15 protein-coding genes and 1 pseudogene are annotated in these 12,123 nt (G+C 62.2%); 8 read left to right on the forward strand and 8 right to left on the reverse strand.

Annotated features, from left to right (window positions below; all coding sequences use genetic code 11):
• Nucleotides 1-33 precede the first annotated feature (33 nt).
• Complete coding sequence (locus PWP93_RS21870; RefSeq protein ID WP_421046172.1) at nucleotides 34-231, reverse strand: hypothetical protein; 198 nt, start codon at nucleotides 229-231, stop codon at nucleotides 34-36.
• On the opposite strand from PWP93_RS21870, the gene PWP93_RS21875 reads away from it, so the two are divergent.
• Nucleotides 191-769, forward strand: coding sequence for an NnrU family protein (locus tag PWP93_RS21875; protein WP_421045913.1), 579 nt, complete (start codon nucleotides 191-193; stop codon nucleotides 767-769). The two genes, PWP93_RS21870 and PWP93_RS21875, sit on opposite strands and share 41 nt — an antisense overlap.
• Nucleotides 770-904: 135 nt before the next feature.
• On the opposite strand, the gene pcaG is transcribed toward PWP93_RS21875, so the two are convergent.
• Both pcaG and pcaH read right to left on the reverse strand, forming a co-directional pair.
• On the reverse strand, nucleotides 905-1,495 hold the full coding sequence (gene pcaG, locus PWP93_RS21880) for a protocatechuate 3,4-dioxygenase subunit alpha (protein WP_421046158.1): 591 nt from the start codon (nucleotides 1,493-1,495) through the stop codon (nucleotides 905-907).
• On the reverse strand, nucleotides 1,495-2,199 hold the full coding sequence (gene pcaH, locus PWP93_RS21885; protein ID WP_035533867.1) for a protocatechuate 3,4-dioxygenase subunit beta: 705 nt from the start codon (nucleotides 2,197-2,199) through the stop codon (nucleotides 1,495-1,497). Before pcaH ends, pcaG begins: the two co-directional genes overlap by 1 nt.
• Before the next feature lie 137 nt (nucleotides 2,200-2,336).
• On the opposite strand from pcaH, the gene pcaQ reads away from it, so the two are divergent.
• The gene (gene pcaQ, locus PWP93_RS21890; RefSeq protein ID WP_421045914.1) at nucleotides 2,337-3,377 is read left to right on the forward strand and encodes a pca operon transcription factor PcaQ; all 1,041 of its coding nucleotides are present in this window, start codon (nucleotides 2,337-2,339) and stop codon (nucleotides 3,375-3,377) included.
• 12 nt (nucleotides 3,378-3,389) lie between these two features.
• Here the strand turns inward: pcaQ and PWP93_RS21895 are convergent.
• A pseudogene (locus PWP93_RS21895) lies at nucleotides 3,390-4,072 on the reverse strand (helix-turn-helix domain-containing protein).
• 332 nt (nucleotides 4,073-4,404) lie between these two features.
• On the opposite strand from PWP93_RS21895, the gene PWP93_RS21900 reads away from it, so the two are divergent.
• Nucleotides 4,405-4,608 carry a DUF6900 domain-containing protein gene (locus PWP93_RS21900; RefSeq protein ID WP_421026943.1) on the forward strand — a complete coding sequence of 68 codons (204 nt, stop codon included), beginning with the start codon at nucleotides 4,405-4,407 and terminating at the stop codon, nucleotides 4,606-4,608.
• Between the two features lie 299 nt (nucleotides 4,609-4,907).
• Here PWP93_RS21900 and PWP93_RS21905 read toward each other — a convergent pair whose 3' ends face one another.
• The 3 genes from PWP93_RS21905 to PWP93_RS21915 form a co-directional block, all read right to left on the reverse strand.
• Nucleotides 4,908-5,414, reverse strand: a complete 507-nt coding sequence (locus tag PWP93_RS21905; RefSeq protein ID WP_421026944.1) for a metal-dependent hydrolase — start codon at nucleotides 5,412-5,414, stop codon at nucleotides 4,908-4,910.
• A 116-nt stretch (nucleotides 5,415-5,530) separates the two neighbouring features.
• Nucleotides 5,531-5,884: a sugar ABC transporter ATPase gene (locus PWP93_RS21910; RefSeq protein ID WP_421045915.1), complete on the reverse strand. Its 354-nt coding sequence runs from the start codon at nucleotides 5,882-5,884 to the stop codon at nucleotides 5,531-5,533.
• Between the two features lie 374 nt (nucleotides 5,885-6,258).
• Nucleotides 6,259-7,422 (reverse strand): porin, encoded by a 1,164-nt coding sequence (locus PWP93_RS21915; RefSeq protein ID WP_421045916.1) that lies wholly within the window; start codon nucleotides 7,420-7,422, stop codon nucleotides 6,259-6,261.
• Between PWP93_RS21915 and PWP93_RS21920 the strand changes: the two genes are divergently transcribed.
• Nucleotides 7,421-7,921, forward strand: coding sequence for a hypothetical protein (locus tag PWP93_RS21920; RefSeq protein ID WP_421045917.1), 501 nt, complete (start codon nucleotides 7,421-7,423; stop codon nucleotides 7,919-7,921). The genes PWP93_RS21915 and PWP93_RS21920 overlap by 2 nt on opposite strands.
• Before the next feature lie 230 nt (nucleotides 7,922-8,151).
• Complete coding sequence (locus PWP93_RS21925; protein ID WP_421045918.1) at nucleotides 8,152-8,688, forward strand: hypothetical protein; 537 nt, start codon at nucleotides 8,152-8,154, stop codon at nucleotides 8,686-8,688.
• 50 nt (nucleotides 8,689-8,738) lie between these two features.
• On the opposite strand, the gene PWP93_RS21930 is transcribed toward PWP93_RS21925, so the two are convergent.
• Complete coding sequence (locus PWP93_RS21930; RefSeq protein WP_421026949.1) at nucleotides 8,739-9,170, reverse strand: hypothetical protein; 432 nt, start codon at nucleotides 9,168-9,170, stop codon at nucleotides 8,739-8,741.
• Between the two features lie 416 nt (nucleotides 9,171-9,586).
• On the opposite strand from PWP93_RS21930, the gene PWP93_RS21935 reads away from it, so the two are divergent.
• Genes PWP93_RS21935 through PWP93_RS21945 form a run of 3 tightly spaced genes read left to right on the forward strand, consistent with a single transcriptional unit; the run spans nucleotide 9,587 to nucleotide 12,104 of the window.
• Nucleotides 9,587-10,255, forward strand: a complete 669-nt coding sequence (locus tag PWP93_RS21935; protein ID WP_421045919.1) for a CDP-alcohol phosphatidyltransferase family protein — start codon at nucleotides 9,587-9,589, stop codon at nucleotides 10,253-10,255.
• Nucleotides 10,252-11,097, forward strand: coding sequence for a HalD/BesD family halogenase (locus PWP93_RS21940; protein WP_421045920.1), 846 nt, complete (start codon nucleotides 10,252-10,254; stop codon nucleotides 11,095-11,097). Before PWP93_RS21935 ends, PWP93_RS21940 begins: the two co-directional genes overlap by 4 nt.
• On the forward strand, nucleotides 11,094-12,104 hold the full coding sequence (locus PWP93_RS21945) for a flippase-like domain-containing protein (protein ID WP_421045921.1): 1,011 nt from the start codon (nucleotides 11,094-11,096) through the stop codon (nucleotides 12,102-12,104). The genes PWP93_RS21940 and PWP93_RS21945 overlap by 4 nt, the downstream gene beginning before the upstream one ends.
• Nucleotides 12,105-12,123: the final 19 nt, after the last annotated feature.

Raw genomic sequence — 12,123 nt, forward strand, 5'->3', positions numbered from 1 at the left:
GTTTTAAAAATACCTTTTGGTGGATATTGCCATTTAATCAATGGCGCTTCGTATCCGCCCGTTCCGGTTTGACCATAAGCCGTTTAAGCGCATATTCATCGGCAGGTTGTTGCTCTTGCCGATTGGCCGCGCCATGACGTTGCGCAACAATGCCGGCCATTGCGCTAGTGCCGCATTCAGGGGGGCGAATATGGCGTTGCTGGTGTTGGGGCTGGCAATTTTCATCGCCATGCATTTGATTCGTGTCGTGGCTGCACCATGGCGCGAGGTGCAGATCGAGCGGTTCGGCATGCCTGTGTGGCGCACTTGCTTCGGGCTGTTGTCGATTCTCGGCGTCGTGTTCATCGTCCGGGGCTACGGCCTTGCACGGCGCTATCCCGTGCCGGTCTGGCTCCCGCCGTTCGGAATCGCGCACGTCACCGCATTGCTTACCGCGATTGCCTTCGTGATGATTGCGGCCGCCTGCGTGCCGGGCAATCACCTCAAGCGTGCGCTGGGCCAGCCCTTTTTGAGCGGCGTGGCGCTCTGGGCGTTCGCGCATCTGCTTGCCAACGGCACGCTGCACGCCATCGTCCTGTTTGGCGCACTGCTGGTTTGGGCGCTGATCAAACTGCGTGCAGACCGGCGGCGCGATCGCGAGGCTGGCGTCTTACGCGCGCAGGGCACGTTTGCACGCGACATGCTGGTCGTCGTGAGTGGACTCGCCGCGTGGGCCGTATTCGCTTTCTGGCTCCATGGCGTGCTGATCGGCGTGCGCCCGCTCGGCTGACGCGCTGCAAAAAAGAAGCCTGCTCGAGGCAGGCTTCTTCAAGGTACGACTCGGAGTTCCGCGATCAAATCGCAGCCGCTGCGATTTTTTGAGGCGTCCGTGAAAGCCGCATGAAAGTGCGCGACGGATTTCAGGTCACAGATCGAAGAACACCGTTTCGCGTTCGCCCTGCATGCAGATATCGAAGTGATAGACGATATTGCCAGACTGCTCGGTGCGCCGCGCGACCAGGGTGTGGCGACGCGCTTCGGGTACCGAGGCGAGCACCGGATCAGCGGCATTCACGGCGGCCTCGTCGTCGAAATAGAGCCGTGTGAACGTGTGCGTGAGCATGCCGCGCATCATGACGATCACGTTGATGTGCGGGGCTTCGTCCGGTTGCTCGCGTCCCGGCTTTACCGTGCGTACGATGAAGCGCTGCTCGGGGTCCGTGCCGGTGCCCACCCGCGCGAAGCCGCGAAAGCCGGTTTCGGCCACCTGCGCGCGCGACGCGGGATATTGGCCGCTGGCATCGACTTGCGAGAACTCCAGCATGGCATCGAAGACCGGCTTGCCGTCGCCGTCGATCACGCGGCCCATCAGCGTGATGTGCTCGCCGGGTGTTTGCGGGCCGGCCATCTCGGGCGTGAAGAGGCTCTTGAAGTCGAAGTCGTATTGCTGCGGGCATAGCCCGTAGGCGAAGTACGGGCCGACGGTTTGCGAAGGCGTTTCCTTGAGTGCCATGATCAACGCTCCATGGGAGTCTGGTTCGGGCCGCGCAGCACGATGTCGAATTCGTAGCCGAGTGCAAAGCCTTCTTCGGTGGTGTCGAGCGAGAAGCGCGAGATCATGCGATCGCGCGCCTGCTCGGGCGTGCCCTGGAAAATCGGGTCGTAGGCGAGCAGCGGGTCTCCGGGAAAATACATTTGCGTGACGAGGCGCGAGCCGAAGTAATCGCCGAATAGCGAGAAGTGAATGTGATTCGGCCGCCACGCATTGGGGTGGTTGCCCCACGGGTATGCGCCCGGCTTGATCGTGAGAAAGCGATAGCGGCCTTCGTCGTCGGTCAGGCAGCGTCCCGCGCCCAGAAAATTCGGATCGAGCGGCGCATCGTGCTGGTCCTGCTTGTGAACATAGCGTCCCGCAGCGTTGGCCTGCCAGATTTCCACGAGCGAGTTGCGCACCGGCTTGCCGCCGTCGTCCAGCACGCGGCCCGTGACGATGATGCGCTCGCCTAGCGGTGCGCCGTTACGCGCCGCATTGCGCGTGAGATCGTGATCGAGCGCGCCGAGATCTTCCGCGCCGTACACAGGCGCATGCAGATTGCGCAATTTTTCCTTTAGTGGAATCAGCGGCAAGGTCGGGCCGCGCTTGACCGACGAGCGGTACGGCGGATAGACATACGCCGGATGCGAGTCGAAGTCGCGCGGCGACAGGAAGGACTCATCCATGGGGTGTCTCCTGGCAGGATGGTGGTAAGAGGGTGCGAAACGCGGCGGACGGTCGCAGCGCGCGCATGCAGCCACTTTATCCAAGGCGAAAAGTTATGCAAAATGACGTTTTCTCGCGTCTCGTATAACCAATCGTTATGCAAAACCGGCTTGCGGACTCGCGCGTCAAATTTCGTCACCTTCAGTGCTTTCTCGCGGTTGCGCAGTTCGGCAGCGTGCAGCAGGCGGCTGAGAGCCTTTCGATTACGCAACCTGCGGTGTCCAAGACGATCGCCGAACTGGAATCGGCGCTCGGCGTGAGGCTGTTCGAACGCGGCCGTCACGGGGCGGTGCCCACGCGGGAGGGCCAGCTTTTCATGCCGCACGCGAGCGCATGCGTGAGCGCGCTGCGCCAGGGGGTTGCGCTGCTGGCACGCGAAGAGGGCGTGGTGGCGGCAACGCTCGATATCGGAGTGTTGCCGACCGTGGCGACCGCACTCGTGCCTGCCGCGTTGCGGCGCTTCGGCAGCGAGTGGCCGCGCGTGAGCGTGCGGCTCATGACGGCTGCCAACGCAGAGTTGCTCGAGCGACTCAAAGCAGGTGCGATCAGTTTCGCGGTCGGCCGTCTTGCGGATCCGGAGCGCATGGTGGGACTGAGCTTCGAGCAGCTTTATAACGAACCGCTGGCGGTGGTCGTGCGCTCGGGTCATCCGCTCGCGCAGGAGGTTGGATCGGCGCCGCTGCTTGCGCCGTTTCCCACGCAGTTTCCGCTCGTGCTGCCGCCGTTCGGAACGCTGATTCGTCAGGCCGCGGACAGTCTGCTGGCGGCGTGGGGCGCACCTCCGCTTACCTCGTTCGTCGAATTATTGTCGGTCTCGGTGGGGCGCGCCCTTGCACTCGAAAACGAGGCAGTCTGGTTCGTGCCATCTGGGGCAGTCGAATACGATCTGCGCGAGGGGACGCTGGTGCGTCTGCCGGTGCCAAGCGCGGGCGGCGAGGAGCCCGTCGGGCTGATCCAGCGCACCGACACCCAACCGACGGCCGCGGGCCGAGCATTGATAGACGCAGTGAGGGAAGCCGCGCGCGAACGCAATGCGGCAGCGCATACCACCCCGGCGGTGCGGCGCGGGCGCCAACGCTCGCACGCGGCCGCCGTCACCGGAGGCAAGGGGCGCTCGGGCGGTGCCAAAGGCAAATAAAGCGTTCGTGCCTCAGGTTGCAGGAAGTTTCTTTTTGGAACGGGGCGGCTTGCTGGGCGGCGGGGCCGCTTCCGTGGCTTCGGCGGCTTCGAGTGCGCCGGGCACCGTGGCGCCCGTCGACATCCAGAGCACGAGCGCGTCTTCCTTGCTGGTGGAAACGGCAAAGTGGCCGGTGCGGCTGTCGAAGTAGAGGCTGTCGCCGGCCTCGAGATGTGTGGGGTGTAGAGCTCGGTGTGCAGACATACGCTGCCGCTGATCACATAGATGAATTCTTCGCCTTCGTGCCGTCCCCAGTCTTCGAATGCGTCCGCCGAATGGGCCGTTACGCGCACGAGAAACGGCAGCATGGCCTTGTGCGCAAGCTCGGTGGCGAGCAACTCCATCTCGTAGCCGCGATACGCGTGCGGCTTGCCTGCGCCGCGCCGCGTCAGTGCGCGGCGGCCGCCGAAGTCGAGCTTCGGCGTCGAGCCGAATAACTCGCCCAAGTCGATTTTCAGGCCGGCAACGATCTTCTGCAGCACGTCGAAGGTGGGCGACATCAGCCCATTTTCGATTTTGGAGAGCGTCGAGCGCGACACGCCGCACGCTTGGCTCGCGTGTTCGAGCGTCAGGTCGAGAACGAGGCGGGCAGCGCGGACGCGGCGGCCGAGGTCTGCGGTCGACGAAGCCGCTGATTGCGTGAGCGTGGAGTCCATGAGTGGTGACGAGCAGGATCGGGTGTTCTGACACGTTTCCGATCATAGCAAACCGTCGCCTTTAGGAAACATCGGCCGGATGACTAACGTTTGCAATCTGACTATCGGCGGCACGCGGGTTCGACAGATCGTATGGTTTCGATTCGCGCTACTCAGGGAACCGAATTGACCATCTTTAAAGATTGCCATGGATCTTGTCGTCGTGGAAAAGGTCTTTCAATACAGTAAGAATTTTGATTGGAGTCTCGATCAGCGTCGCGTGGTCACGCGGCGAATCGTATGGCGATCCTTGCTATTTGATTGGACGATATAGATCAAGTTTGGAGAAGAAAATGCGCGACGAACGTCTCGAACTGCTGTTGGCCATTTCGCGTAGAACGCTCGGCATCGAGCGCTTCGAGTTGACCGGCAAGCAAACTGTGGACTGCCATCTGGTCAGTGCGGAAGCCGTTGGCCGCGCGCTGGAATCCGCGTATGACGCAGGGCTGATCATCGGTCGAAGGGTGGGGCGCGACGAATGCGTCGAAGGGTCGTGAAAGGGCTTGGTCGGGCAGCGGCGTTATTTTTCCGTCCGGAAACCGCGCTGCGTATCCGAGGTTTCCGATAGGAAATTCAAATAGCGCTTTGGACGTGCGTTTCTTGAACCCGGCGGTAACAACGCCAACCGCGAACGGGCCCTGCGCGCGATCCTGTTCTCCGCACCAGGCACGGCCGGACAGCCGTCGGGCGGCGCGCTCATTTGATTTGGATTGCAGATGAAACTGTGTATCGCGTGCGCACCGCAGATCTGCTGCGCAGTCAGTCAATCAAGGCGACCGTTGCGAGCTTGCAAGCGTCAGGCGAGCCGGCGTAGCGGCTCGAGCGACCAGCCATGCGGCACGCCATGCACGGCGAAGAACCACGCGGCAACCCACGAGGCCGCGACAACGATCAGATCACATCGGCCGCTGCGCCACAAATTCAACGAGTGGCGCTGCACGATCCACGGCACGCCGAGAGGATTCGGCCAGTCCGCGAACAAATGGATCAGACCGCCGCACGCGAAGCCGAATGCCGGTGCGGCAACGGGCAGATGCCCGAGTTCGCGATACGACCACCAAAGCAGGGCAATCCAGCCCACGCCCCAATGCGTGAAGGTCCGATGGGTAATCCAGAGCCGGCGCTTCTTGCTCCACCATGCAACCTCCAGCCAGTCGGGCGCGGTGCCGCCGGCCACGCCCGCAACGAACGCTAGTGCGGCATAGAGATGCCATGGGCTGTCCGCTCCGGCGTGCGTGACGATTGCAGCGGCGATAACGCCGGCAGCCCAGCCGGTGGCGTGATGTGCGGTCCCTGATGCCATGAAGCAGTGTGAGTGCAAAGTCGAAAGAGGGCGCAATCTTCGCAGATGCGACGGCTTCGTGACAGGGGGTACACGAGGAATTCACCGCGCGCCGATCGAGACCGTCGTTTGATAACTCAGGTTGCGCAGCGCGCCACGGCGAAGCGCAGATTTTCCTCGGGCGGATCGTTCGAGCTGGACGCTCCGTGCGTCACGCGAATTACCGATCCGCTGCCGTTCGGCGTGAGTGAGACGAAGTATGAGGCGTTCGAACTCGAGCCAATCGCGAGTTCGGTGGCGCTGCCCGAGTGCGATTCATGCGTGTGCGACAGATGGCTTCTGAGGCAACTCGCGATTGACGAAGGCGAGCGTGCCGAGGATGCGTAGACCATTGCGCCATTGTCCGAGCTGGTGCCGGGCGGCGACGATCCGCACGCGGCGACGAGTGCGAGCGGCAAGGCGGCGGCAAGACGTTGCGTGAACATATTCATGGGCGTCGTAGCGAATGCAGGGAAAAAGCAGCGCGATGCGCTGCGGCGGACGTGTAGATGAGTATACGCACAGGTCTGACAGTGCAGGTTCACGCAAAAGTAAGAAGATGCAACACGGCGAACCTGGCGTGCGAGCTAGCCGCGATAGCACTACGAAAGTTGCCAATACGAAATTGAGAAAATGCGCGAGAAAAATTCGGAGCAAGGCCCAGGGAACGAGTCGGGCGAAGACAGCGCAACAATCCGCATGAACGAAGCGAAACAAAAAACGCACATGCGGTTGTGCCGCATGTGCGTTGGGTAGAAAGCGGGCAGAGCGGCGAACCTCGCGGCCTGCCCGAAGGCTTGCGCTGCGAGGCGCAAGCCGGTCCGTTTTAGAAGCGGTGACGCAGACCGATCGTTGCGGCAACCTGGTTGCCCGTCGACGAAGGCGACAGCGTGTTGATTGCCGCGACGTTGGCGATCGGCACGCCGTTCTGCATGCCGAGCGAACCCGATGCGTGCTGGTACACGCCGGCGAGATAGACGTCGGTGCGCTTGCTGAGCGAGTAGTCGGTGCCGACCATGACGGTGTGCCACTTGGGACGCTGATCGCCAGCGCCGGTGCCGGTCACGGTGCCGTCAGTGAATGTGTACGAACCCATGACCGAGAGCGCCGGCGTAAAGTGGTAGGAACCGTTGATTTCGTAGTTGTTGAGGTGCAGGTTCAGGCCGCTGACGCCAGCGATATTCATGCCGCCGCTGCCGAGGCTTTGCAGACCGTCGATCTGCGAGTGCGAATACACAAAACCGAACTGCGCCGCGCCGTACGTATAGTTCGCACCGGCGCCGAAGCTGCGTTGCGAGCGGGCCGAGATGTTCTGGTCAGCCGAGGCTGCGCCATTGGCGTTGCCGCTATAGGTGCCCGAGTTGTTCAACTGCAGGTAGCCAGCAGCAAGATTGAGCGGGCCGCGGTTGTACGATGCGCCTGCGCTCCATGCGCGGCTGTTGGAGAAGCCGCCGGCCTCATTCGAAAAGCCGTACATGCCGCCGAACTGGAAGCCCGCGTAATTCGCGCTCGAGTACTTGACCGCATTCTTGATCGAGAACGACTGCGCGAAGTTATCGTTGTCGAACGGGTGGCCGGCCAGGTTGTTGCCGTAGCCCATGCCCGCTTCCGAAAGCGGCGCGAGGTACTGGTTCATCGAGTCGTACTGGCGGCCGAGAGTCAGCGTGCCGTACTTGTCGCTCTGCAGGCCGACGAAGGCTTGACGGTTGAAGCCATTGTCGCCGTTCTGGTAGCCGCCGTTATTGAGGTTGAAGCCGCTCTCCAACGTGAAGATCGCCTTCATGCCGCCGCCAAGGTCTTCAGCGCCTTTGAGGCCGAAGTAGTTGTGCGACAACGCCCCGGTGCCCTGCGCCCACTGGCTGTGGCCACCAGCGTTGTTCGCATAGAGGAGGCCGGCATCCAGTGAGCCATAAAGGGTTACGCTGCTTTGTGCATGTGCGCTCATTGCAAATGCACCGAGAATGCCTGCGACGATAAAGGTTTTTTTCATGCTTTTAACTCCGGACTGTACTTGGGAATCTCAAGGGGAACGGGTGCTGTGGTGTTCCTATGGTCTGAAGATTCGCAGCGAAGTTTATTCCGGCAATCTGGATGTTTTGTTCTGTGCGGCGCAACAATACATTTTCAAAATCGTAATAGCGAGTTTGCTATTTGTAAGTTGCTGCGCTGAAACGATTTTTCTGGATAAATGGACGAGGCGACAAAATGCGCCATTTGAGATTATGTTGTGTGGGCGCGACGCCGTAGGTGGCTTATCGGTCGGGATTGAGCGCTATCATGACGTTTATTACGAGATATTTCAATCGATTTGTGCAAGGTACTGTTCCAAATCGGGGTCTCTATTGAAAGAGATGTGGGCGATACAATTGCACCCAGCCCTCGACCAAGGGTGGTCTTTTTCATCTGTTTCACGCGGCCTCCGGGCCGCGTTTTTTTTGGGCCCGTTGATATTGAAATATTTTCAGTTCGATTTGACGCGCGAAAAATAGTGTTGCGAAAAACGATGAAAGTCTATTGCCGCGTTTTGGCGCGCACAGGTCGCGGCCATTTTCGGGTGCATGCGCTAAAGGACTGCGCTATTTGAAATCGGGCAAATTCACGGCGAACCGAACAATGGCGCGGGAAGGGAGCATGGCCGCTGGCCGGACGCTTGCGGTTAAAATCTTGCCCCTGCCCGCGATGCAACGGGCAGCTTCCGCAGAACCCGATGGAAACCGCCATGACCGATTCTTCGCCCGCTGTCTCTCCCGCCGATCCCTCCGGGGACACCTTGCACGATCCGGATGCCGGCTCGTCCGAAGTGGTCCAGGACCCGCGCTTGTGGCACAAGGACGGCTGGATGGCGCGTGTCATCAAGAATGAGGACGATGACGGCTGGGCCGTCGAAATGATCAAGGATGGCGAGCCCGAGCCCGCACTGGTTGGTCCCTGGACCATGGGCCGCGACAAGAAGAATCCGAAGCCGCTCGACACGTCGGCGTTCAACACGCTGGTGAAAACGGCATCCGAGGTGTTGCGCCGCCACGAGCAGCAATTGCATGCGATGCTGCACAAGCGCCTGGGTGTGCAGACCGACGACGGCGACATCGACGTGACTCTCGATATCGTGCCCGACGAATACGAACCCTACGCGCTGCTCACGGCGCTCGACGTGTTCGGCGAGCAGATCGCGCAGGTGCGTGTCGCACCCACCTTCAAGCTGACCAAGGCGCGAGCCGAGTCTTGGGTCGAAGGCGGCTTCGGCCGTATCGATTGACGTGATGGCGCAATCACACGGTAATCAATAAGGGGCCGGCGAGAGGGCGCTCAGTCCTGCTGGCAGAAAATCGCGGTCAGCAACGGCCCGGCATGATGGACGATAGCGGTATTGCCGGCCGCGTCGAGCGCTTCCTGCACCCGGGCCTGAGTGGCCACGACCACCGCGCCATATGCCGAGCGCGCGATCGGCTTGCCGCTGCCGGTCTGGAATAGCGGGTCGTCTTGCTGGAAGCCGACGATCGCGAACACGCTGAAGCCATAGGCCGTAAGGTGCTGACCGCTCGCGGGCCAGAACGCGTTGATCGAATTGCTTTCGACCCTCATGGGCTTTGCGTTGATCAGCTTCTGGTCGATGAGCCCGGAGATGAACTGGTGCGCCGATTCCTTGCAGGTCAGCCCATCGTCGAGTGCAGCGGCATGGCCTGCGAGAGGCACGAAGGGCAGCGTTCCAAGCAGAAAAGCAGCAGTAAGACGTTTCATTGAAATTCTGGCGAGTGAGTCGCGCTGATGCCCGGCATCCCCACGCGTTGCCTGGGGTGCGCACACAGCGGATTGCACTGTACGCGGGTTCGGGCGAACTTGCTTGCGGTGCCGTTTCCGGTGCCACATTGTGGGACCCTCTTGCGAGTCCCGGGCGACGTGGTCTCATTGTTCCTTTCAATTTCGCTTGCGCGGCCGGAAAATCTGCAAGTTTTCTGGAAGCCGTATATTATTTCGCGGTTATGACTGGAAAAGACAAATCTGCCGAGTCGGTCCCAAACGTGGTCCCAAACGTGGTCCCAAACGCGGCCACAAACCCTGCCACAAACGCGGCCACAAACGCGGCCACAAACGCGGCCACAAACGCGGTCCCAAACACGTCCCCCAGTGCGGCCCCGAAACCCGCTCCGCGAACGGTGCCGCAGCCGCGCACATGGGACGCGCGCGCGGCGCGCTGGCTCGTGACGCCGCTCGCGCCTACCTGCGTTACGCCCAATCATCTGACCACGCTGCGTTTGCTGATCGGCCTCGTCGGGGCTTTCTATCTGGCGCGCGGCGACTTCCTGAATGTCAATATTGGCGCATTCTTGATTGTCTTGTCGAATTTCGTTGATCACACGGATGGCGAGCTCGCGCGGATCAGTGGTAAGACCAGCCGCATCGGCCATTTCTACGATCTCGCCGCCGACGCGGTAACGACCGTTCTGTTGTTTCTCGGCATGGGCTACGGGCTCGGCGCCGTGGCTGCCGCAACCGCCGCCCCCGCGACCGAATGGCGAGTGCCGCCCGTCGTGCTTGGCGGGATCGCGGGCGTGGCGGTTGCCGTGATCTTCTTCCTGCGCATGCGCATCGAGGAAATGGCGGGCAAGGCCGGCACCCAGCAGGCGTTCATCGGCGGCTTCGAAACGGAGGACGTTCTCTATCTGTTGCCGCTCGTCACGCTCACCGGGATCGTCGGGCCGTTCGTGGTGGCCGCTTCTATCGGCGCGCCGCTTTTCGCCATCTACGTGGTGCTCGACTACTGGCGCGTCACGCGCCGCGTGAGCTCGGGCAAGGAAACCCGTCAGGTCTGGATCAGCAGATGAGTGTGCAAGCAGAAGAACAAGTCGCGTCCACCGGGCGTTTCGCTGGTGCACCGACCGCCGCGTCGGCAGCCGGACTGGCGTCACTGCCTGATGCCGCAATCGGCCAGGCGCTGGGCAAGCTGGACGCCGCGCAACTGCGCGACGAGTACGTGAATCAGGGCTCGTTCCTCTATCTCTCCGATTTCTTGCCTCGCGACGCGACGCAGCGGCTCATCGATGCCGCCAACGCGCTCATGCCCGAGGTCAATCGCAATTTCATCCCGGGCCACAAGGCCGGTGGCAGCGTGAGCCGTCACACGATCGACCGCTTGCAGCCGTATATCGCGGAGCTGTACCGCTCGCCGAAGCTCATCGCGTGGCTCGAAAAAATCACCGGGGACCGGCTTCAGCTTTCTCCCGAAGACGATCCGCATGCTTACGCGCTCTATTACTACACGCGCGCGGGCGATCACATCGGCTGGCATTACGACACCTCGTATTACGACGGCCGTCGCTATACGGTGCTGTTCGGCGTGATCGACGAATCGTCGTGCATTCTCGACTACGAACTGCACACGCGCGACGACAGCAAGCCCGACGAGCCGGGTGCCGTGCAATATCCGCCAGGCGCGCTCGTGCTGTTTGACGGCGACAAGCTGCGCCACCGCGTGACGCCCAGCCGCGAAGGCGAGGTACGCGTGTCGCTCACGTTCGAATACGTGACGAACCCGAACATGCGCCCGTGGCGGCGTTTCATCTCGAACATGAAGGACGCCATCGCGTACTTCGGTTTTCGCCAGGTGTTCCGCAAGGCGCTCCAGTCCGCGCGCGCTGGCGGCGGCAAGGCCGGAGGCCCGGTATGAGCCGCATTGCCATTTTGCTGTTGTCGGTCGGCACGGCACTCTTCATCGCACTGCTTGCATGGCAAGGCATCGGCTCGGTGACGGGCGCGCTCGCAGCGGCCGGCTGGGGGCTCGCGCTGGTGGCCGCGTTCCACGTCGTGCCGCTCGTGCTCGATGCCGGCGCGATCGCGGTGCTGTTTCGCAAGAGCGGGCAAGTTGACCGGCGCGACGCGGTGCTCGCGCGCTGGAGCGGCGAATCCGTAAACAGTCTGCTGCCCGCAGGGCAGATCGGCGGTCCGGTCGTCATGGTGCGTCAGCTTGCGCAGCGCGGCATGGCCATGCGCGACGCAGCTGCGGCCATCACGGTGAGCACGACGCTGCAGGCGCTCGCGCAAATCGTCTTCGCGGTGTTCGGCATCGTGCTCTTTTCGGTCTGCGCAGCGGACGACGCGCCGCGCAATCTCGGCATGGCCGCGCTGATCGCGACCGGCGTGCTCGCCGGCCTGATCGGCCTTTTTTACGCCGCGCAACGGCGTGGTTTGTTCGGCCGCGTGCTGCGCCTCGCTTCGAAGGTGTTCGGCAAGCGCGACTGGTCGGCGCTCGCCACGCGAGCCGATGCCGTCGACGCCGCTGTCAAGGCGCTCTACGCCGATCGCTCCCGCGCGGCGGCCAGCTTCGCGTTGAGCTTCGTGGGCTGGCTCGTCGGCACCGTGGAGGTGTGGCTCGCGCTGCATTTCCTCGGTCACCCCGTTAGCTGGGTCGATGCGCTGCTGCTCGAAAGCATCGGCCAGGCGATTCGCGGCGCGGCTTTCGCCATTCCCGGCTCGCTCGGCGTGCAGGAGGGCGGGTATCTGCTGCTCGCGCCGCTCGTCGGTCTGCCGCCCGAGGCGGCGCTCGCGCTCTCGCTCGCCAAGCGCGCGCGAGAAATCGTACTGGGCCTGCCGGGCCTGCTTTACCTGCATATCAGCGAACGTAGCTGGCAGCGGCGGCGTGCGGTGAGCATGCCGGCTGTCGAAGTTGCCGATTGATTTTTTTCACCCAAGGAAC

It is taken from the genome of Paraburkholderia sp. A1RI-2L (genome assembly GCF_048957375.1).
Lineage (GTDB): Bacteria > Pseudomonadota > Gammaproteobacteria > Burkholderiales > Burkholderiaceae > Paraburkholderia.

What these genes read in the sequence shown, in the direction of transcription:
- PWP93_RS21875 (WP_421045913.1), top strand. Translation starts at nt 191, where the DNA reads ATGGCGTTGCTGGTGTTGGGGCTGGCAATTTTCATCGCCATGCATTTG.
- PWP93_RS21870 (WP_421046172.1), bottom strand. Translation starts at nt 231, where the DNA reads ATGGCGATGAAAATTGCCAGCCCCAACACCAGCAACGCCATATTCGCC.
- pcaH (WP_035533867.1), bottom strand. Translation starts at nt 2,199, where the DNA reads ATGGATGAGTCCTTCCTGTCGCCGCGCGACTTCGACTCGCATCCGGCG.
- pcaQ (WP_421045914.1), top strand. Translation starts at nt 2,337, where the DNA reads ATGCAAAACCGGCTTGCGGACTCGCGCGTCAAATTTCGTCACCTTCAG.
- PWP93_RS21900 (WP_421026943.1), top strand. Translation starts at nt 4,405, where the DNA reads ATGCGCGACGAACGTCTCGAACTGCTGTTGGCCATTTCGCGTAGAACG.
- PWP93_RS21905 (WP_421026944.1), bottom strand. Translation starts at nt 5,414, where the DNA reads ATGGCATCAGGGACCGCACATCACGCCACCGGCTGGGCTGCCGGCGTT.
- PWP93_RS21910 (WP_421045915.1), bottom strand. Translation starts at nt 5,884, where the DNA reads ATGAATATGTTCACGCAACGTCTTGCCGCCGCCTTGCCGCTCGCACTC.
- PWP93_RS21920 (WP_421045917.1), top strand. Translation starts at nt 7,421, where the DNA reads ATGCTTTTAACTCCGGACTGTACTTGGGAATCTCAAGGGGAACGGGTG.
- PWP93_RS21915 (WP_421045916.1), bottom strand. Translation starts at nt 7,422, where the DNA reads ATGAAAAAAACCTTTATCGTCGCAGGCATTCTCGGTGCATTTGCAATG.
- PWP93_RS21925 (WP_421045918.1), top strand. Translation starts at nt 8,152, where the DNA reads ATGACCGATTCTTCGCCCGCTGTCTCTCCCGCCGATCCCTCCGGGGAC.
- PWP93_RS21930 (WP_421026949.1), bottom strand. Translation starts at nt 9,170, where the DNA reads ATGAAACGTCTTACTGCTGCTTTTCTGCTTGGAACGCTGCCCTTCGTG.
- PWP93_RS21940 (WP_421045920.1), top strand. Translation starts at nt 10,252, where the DNA reads ATGAGTGTGCAAGCAGAAGAACAAGTCGCGTCCACCGGGCGTTTCGCT.
- PWP93_RS21945 (WP_421045921.1), top strand. Translation starts at nt 11,094, where the DNA reads ATGAGCCGCATTGCCATTTTGCTGTTGTCGGTCGGCACGGCACTCTTC.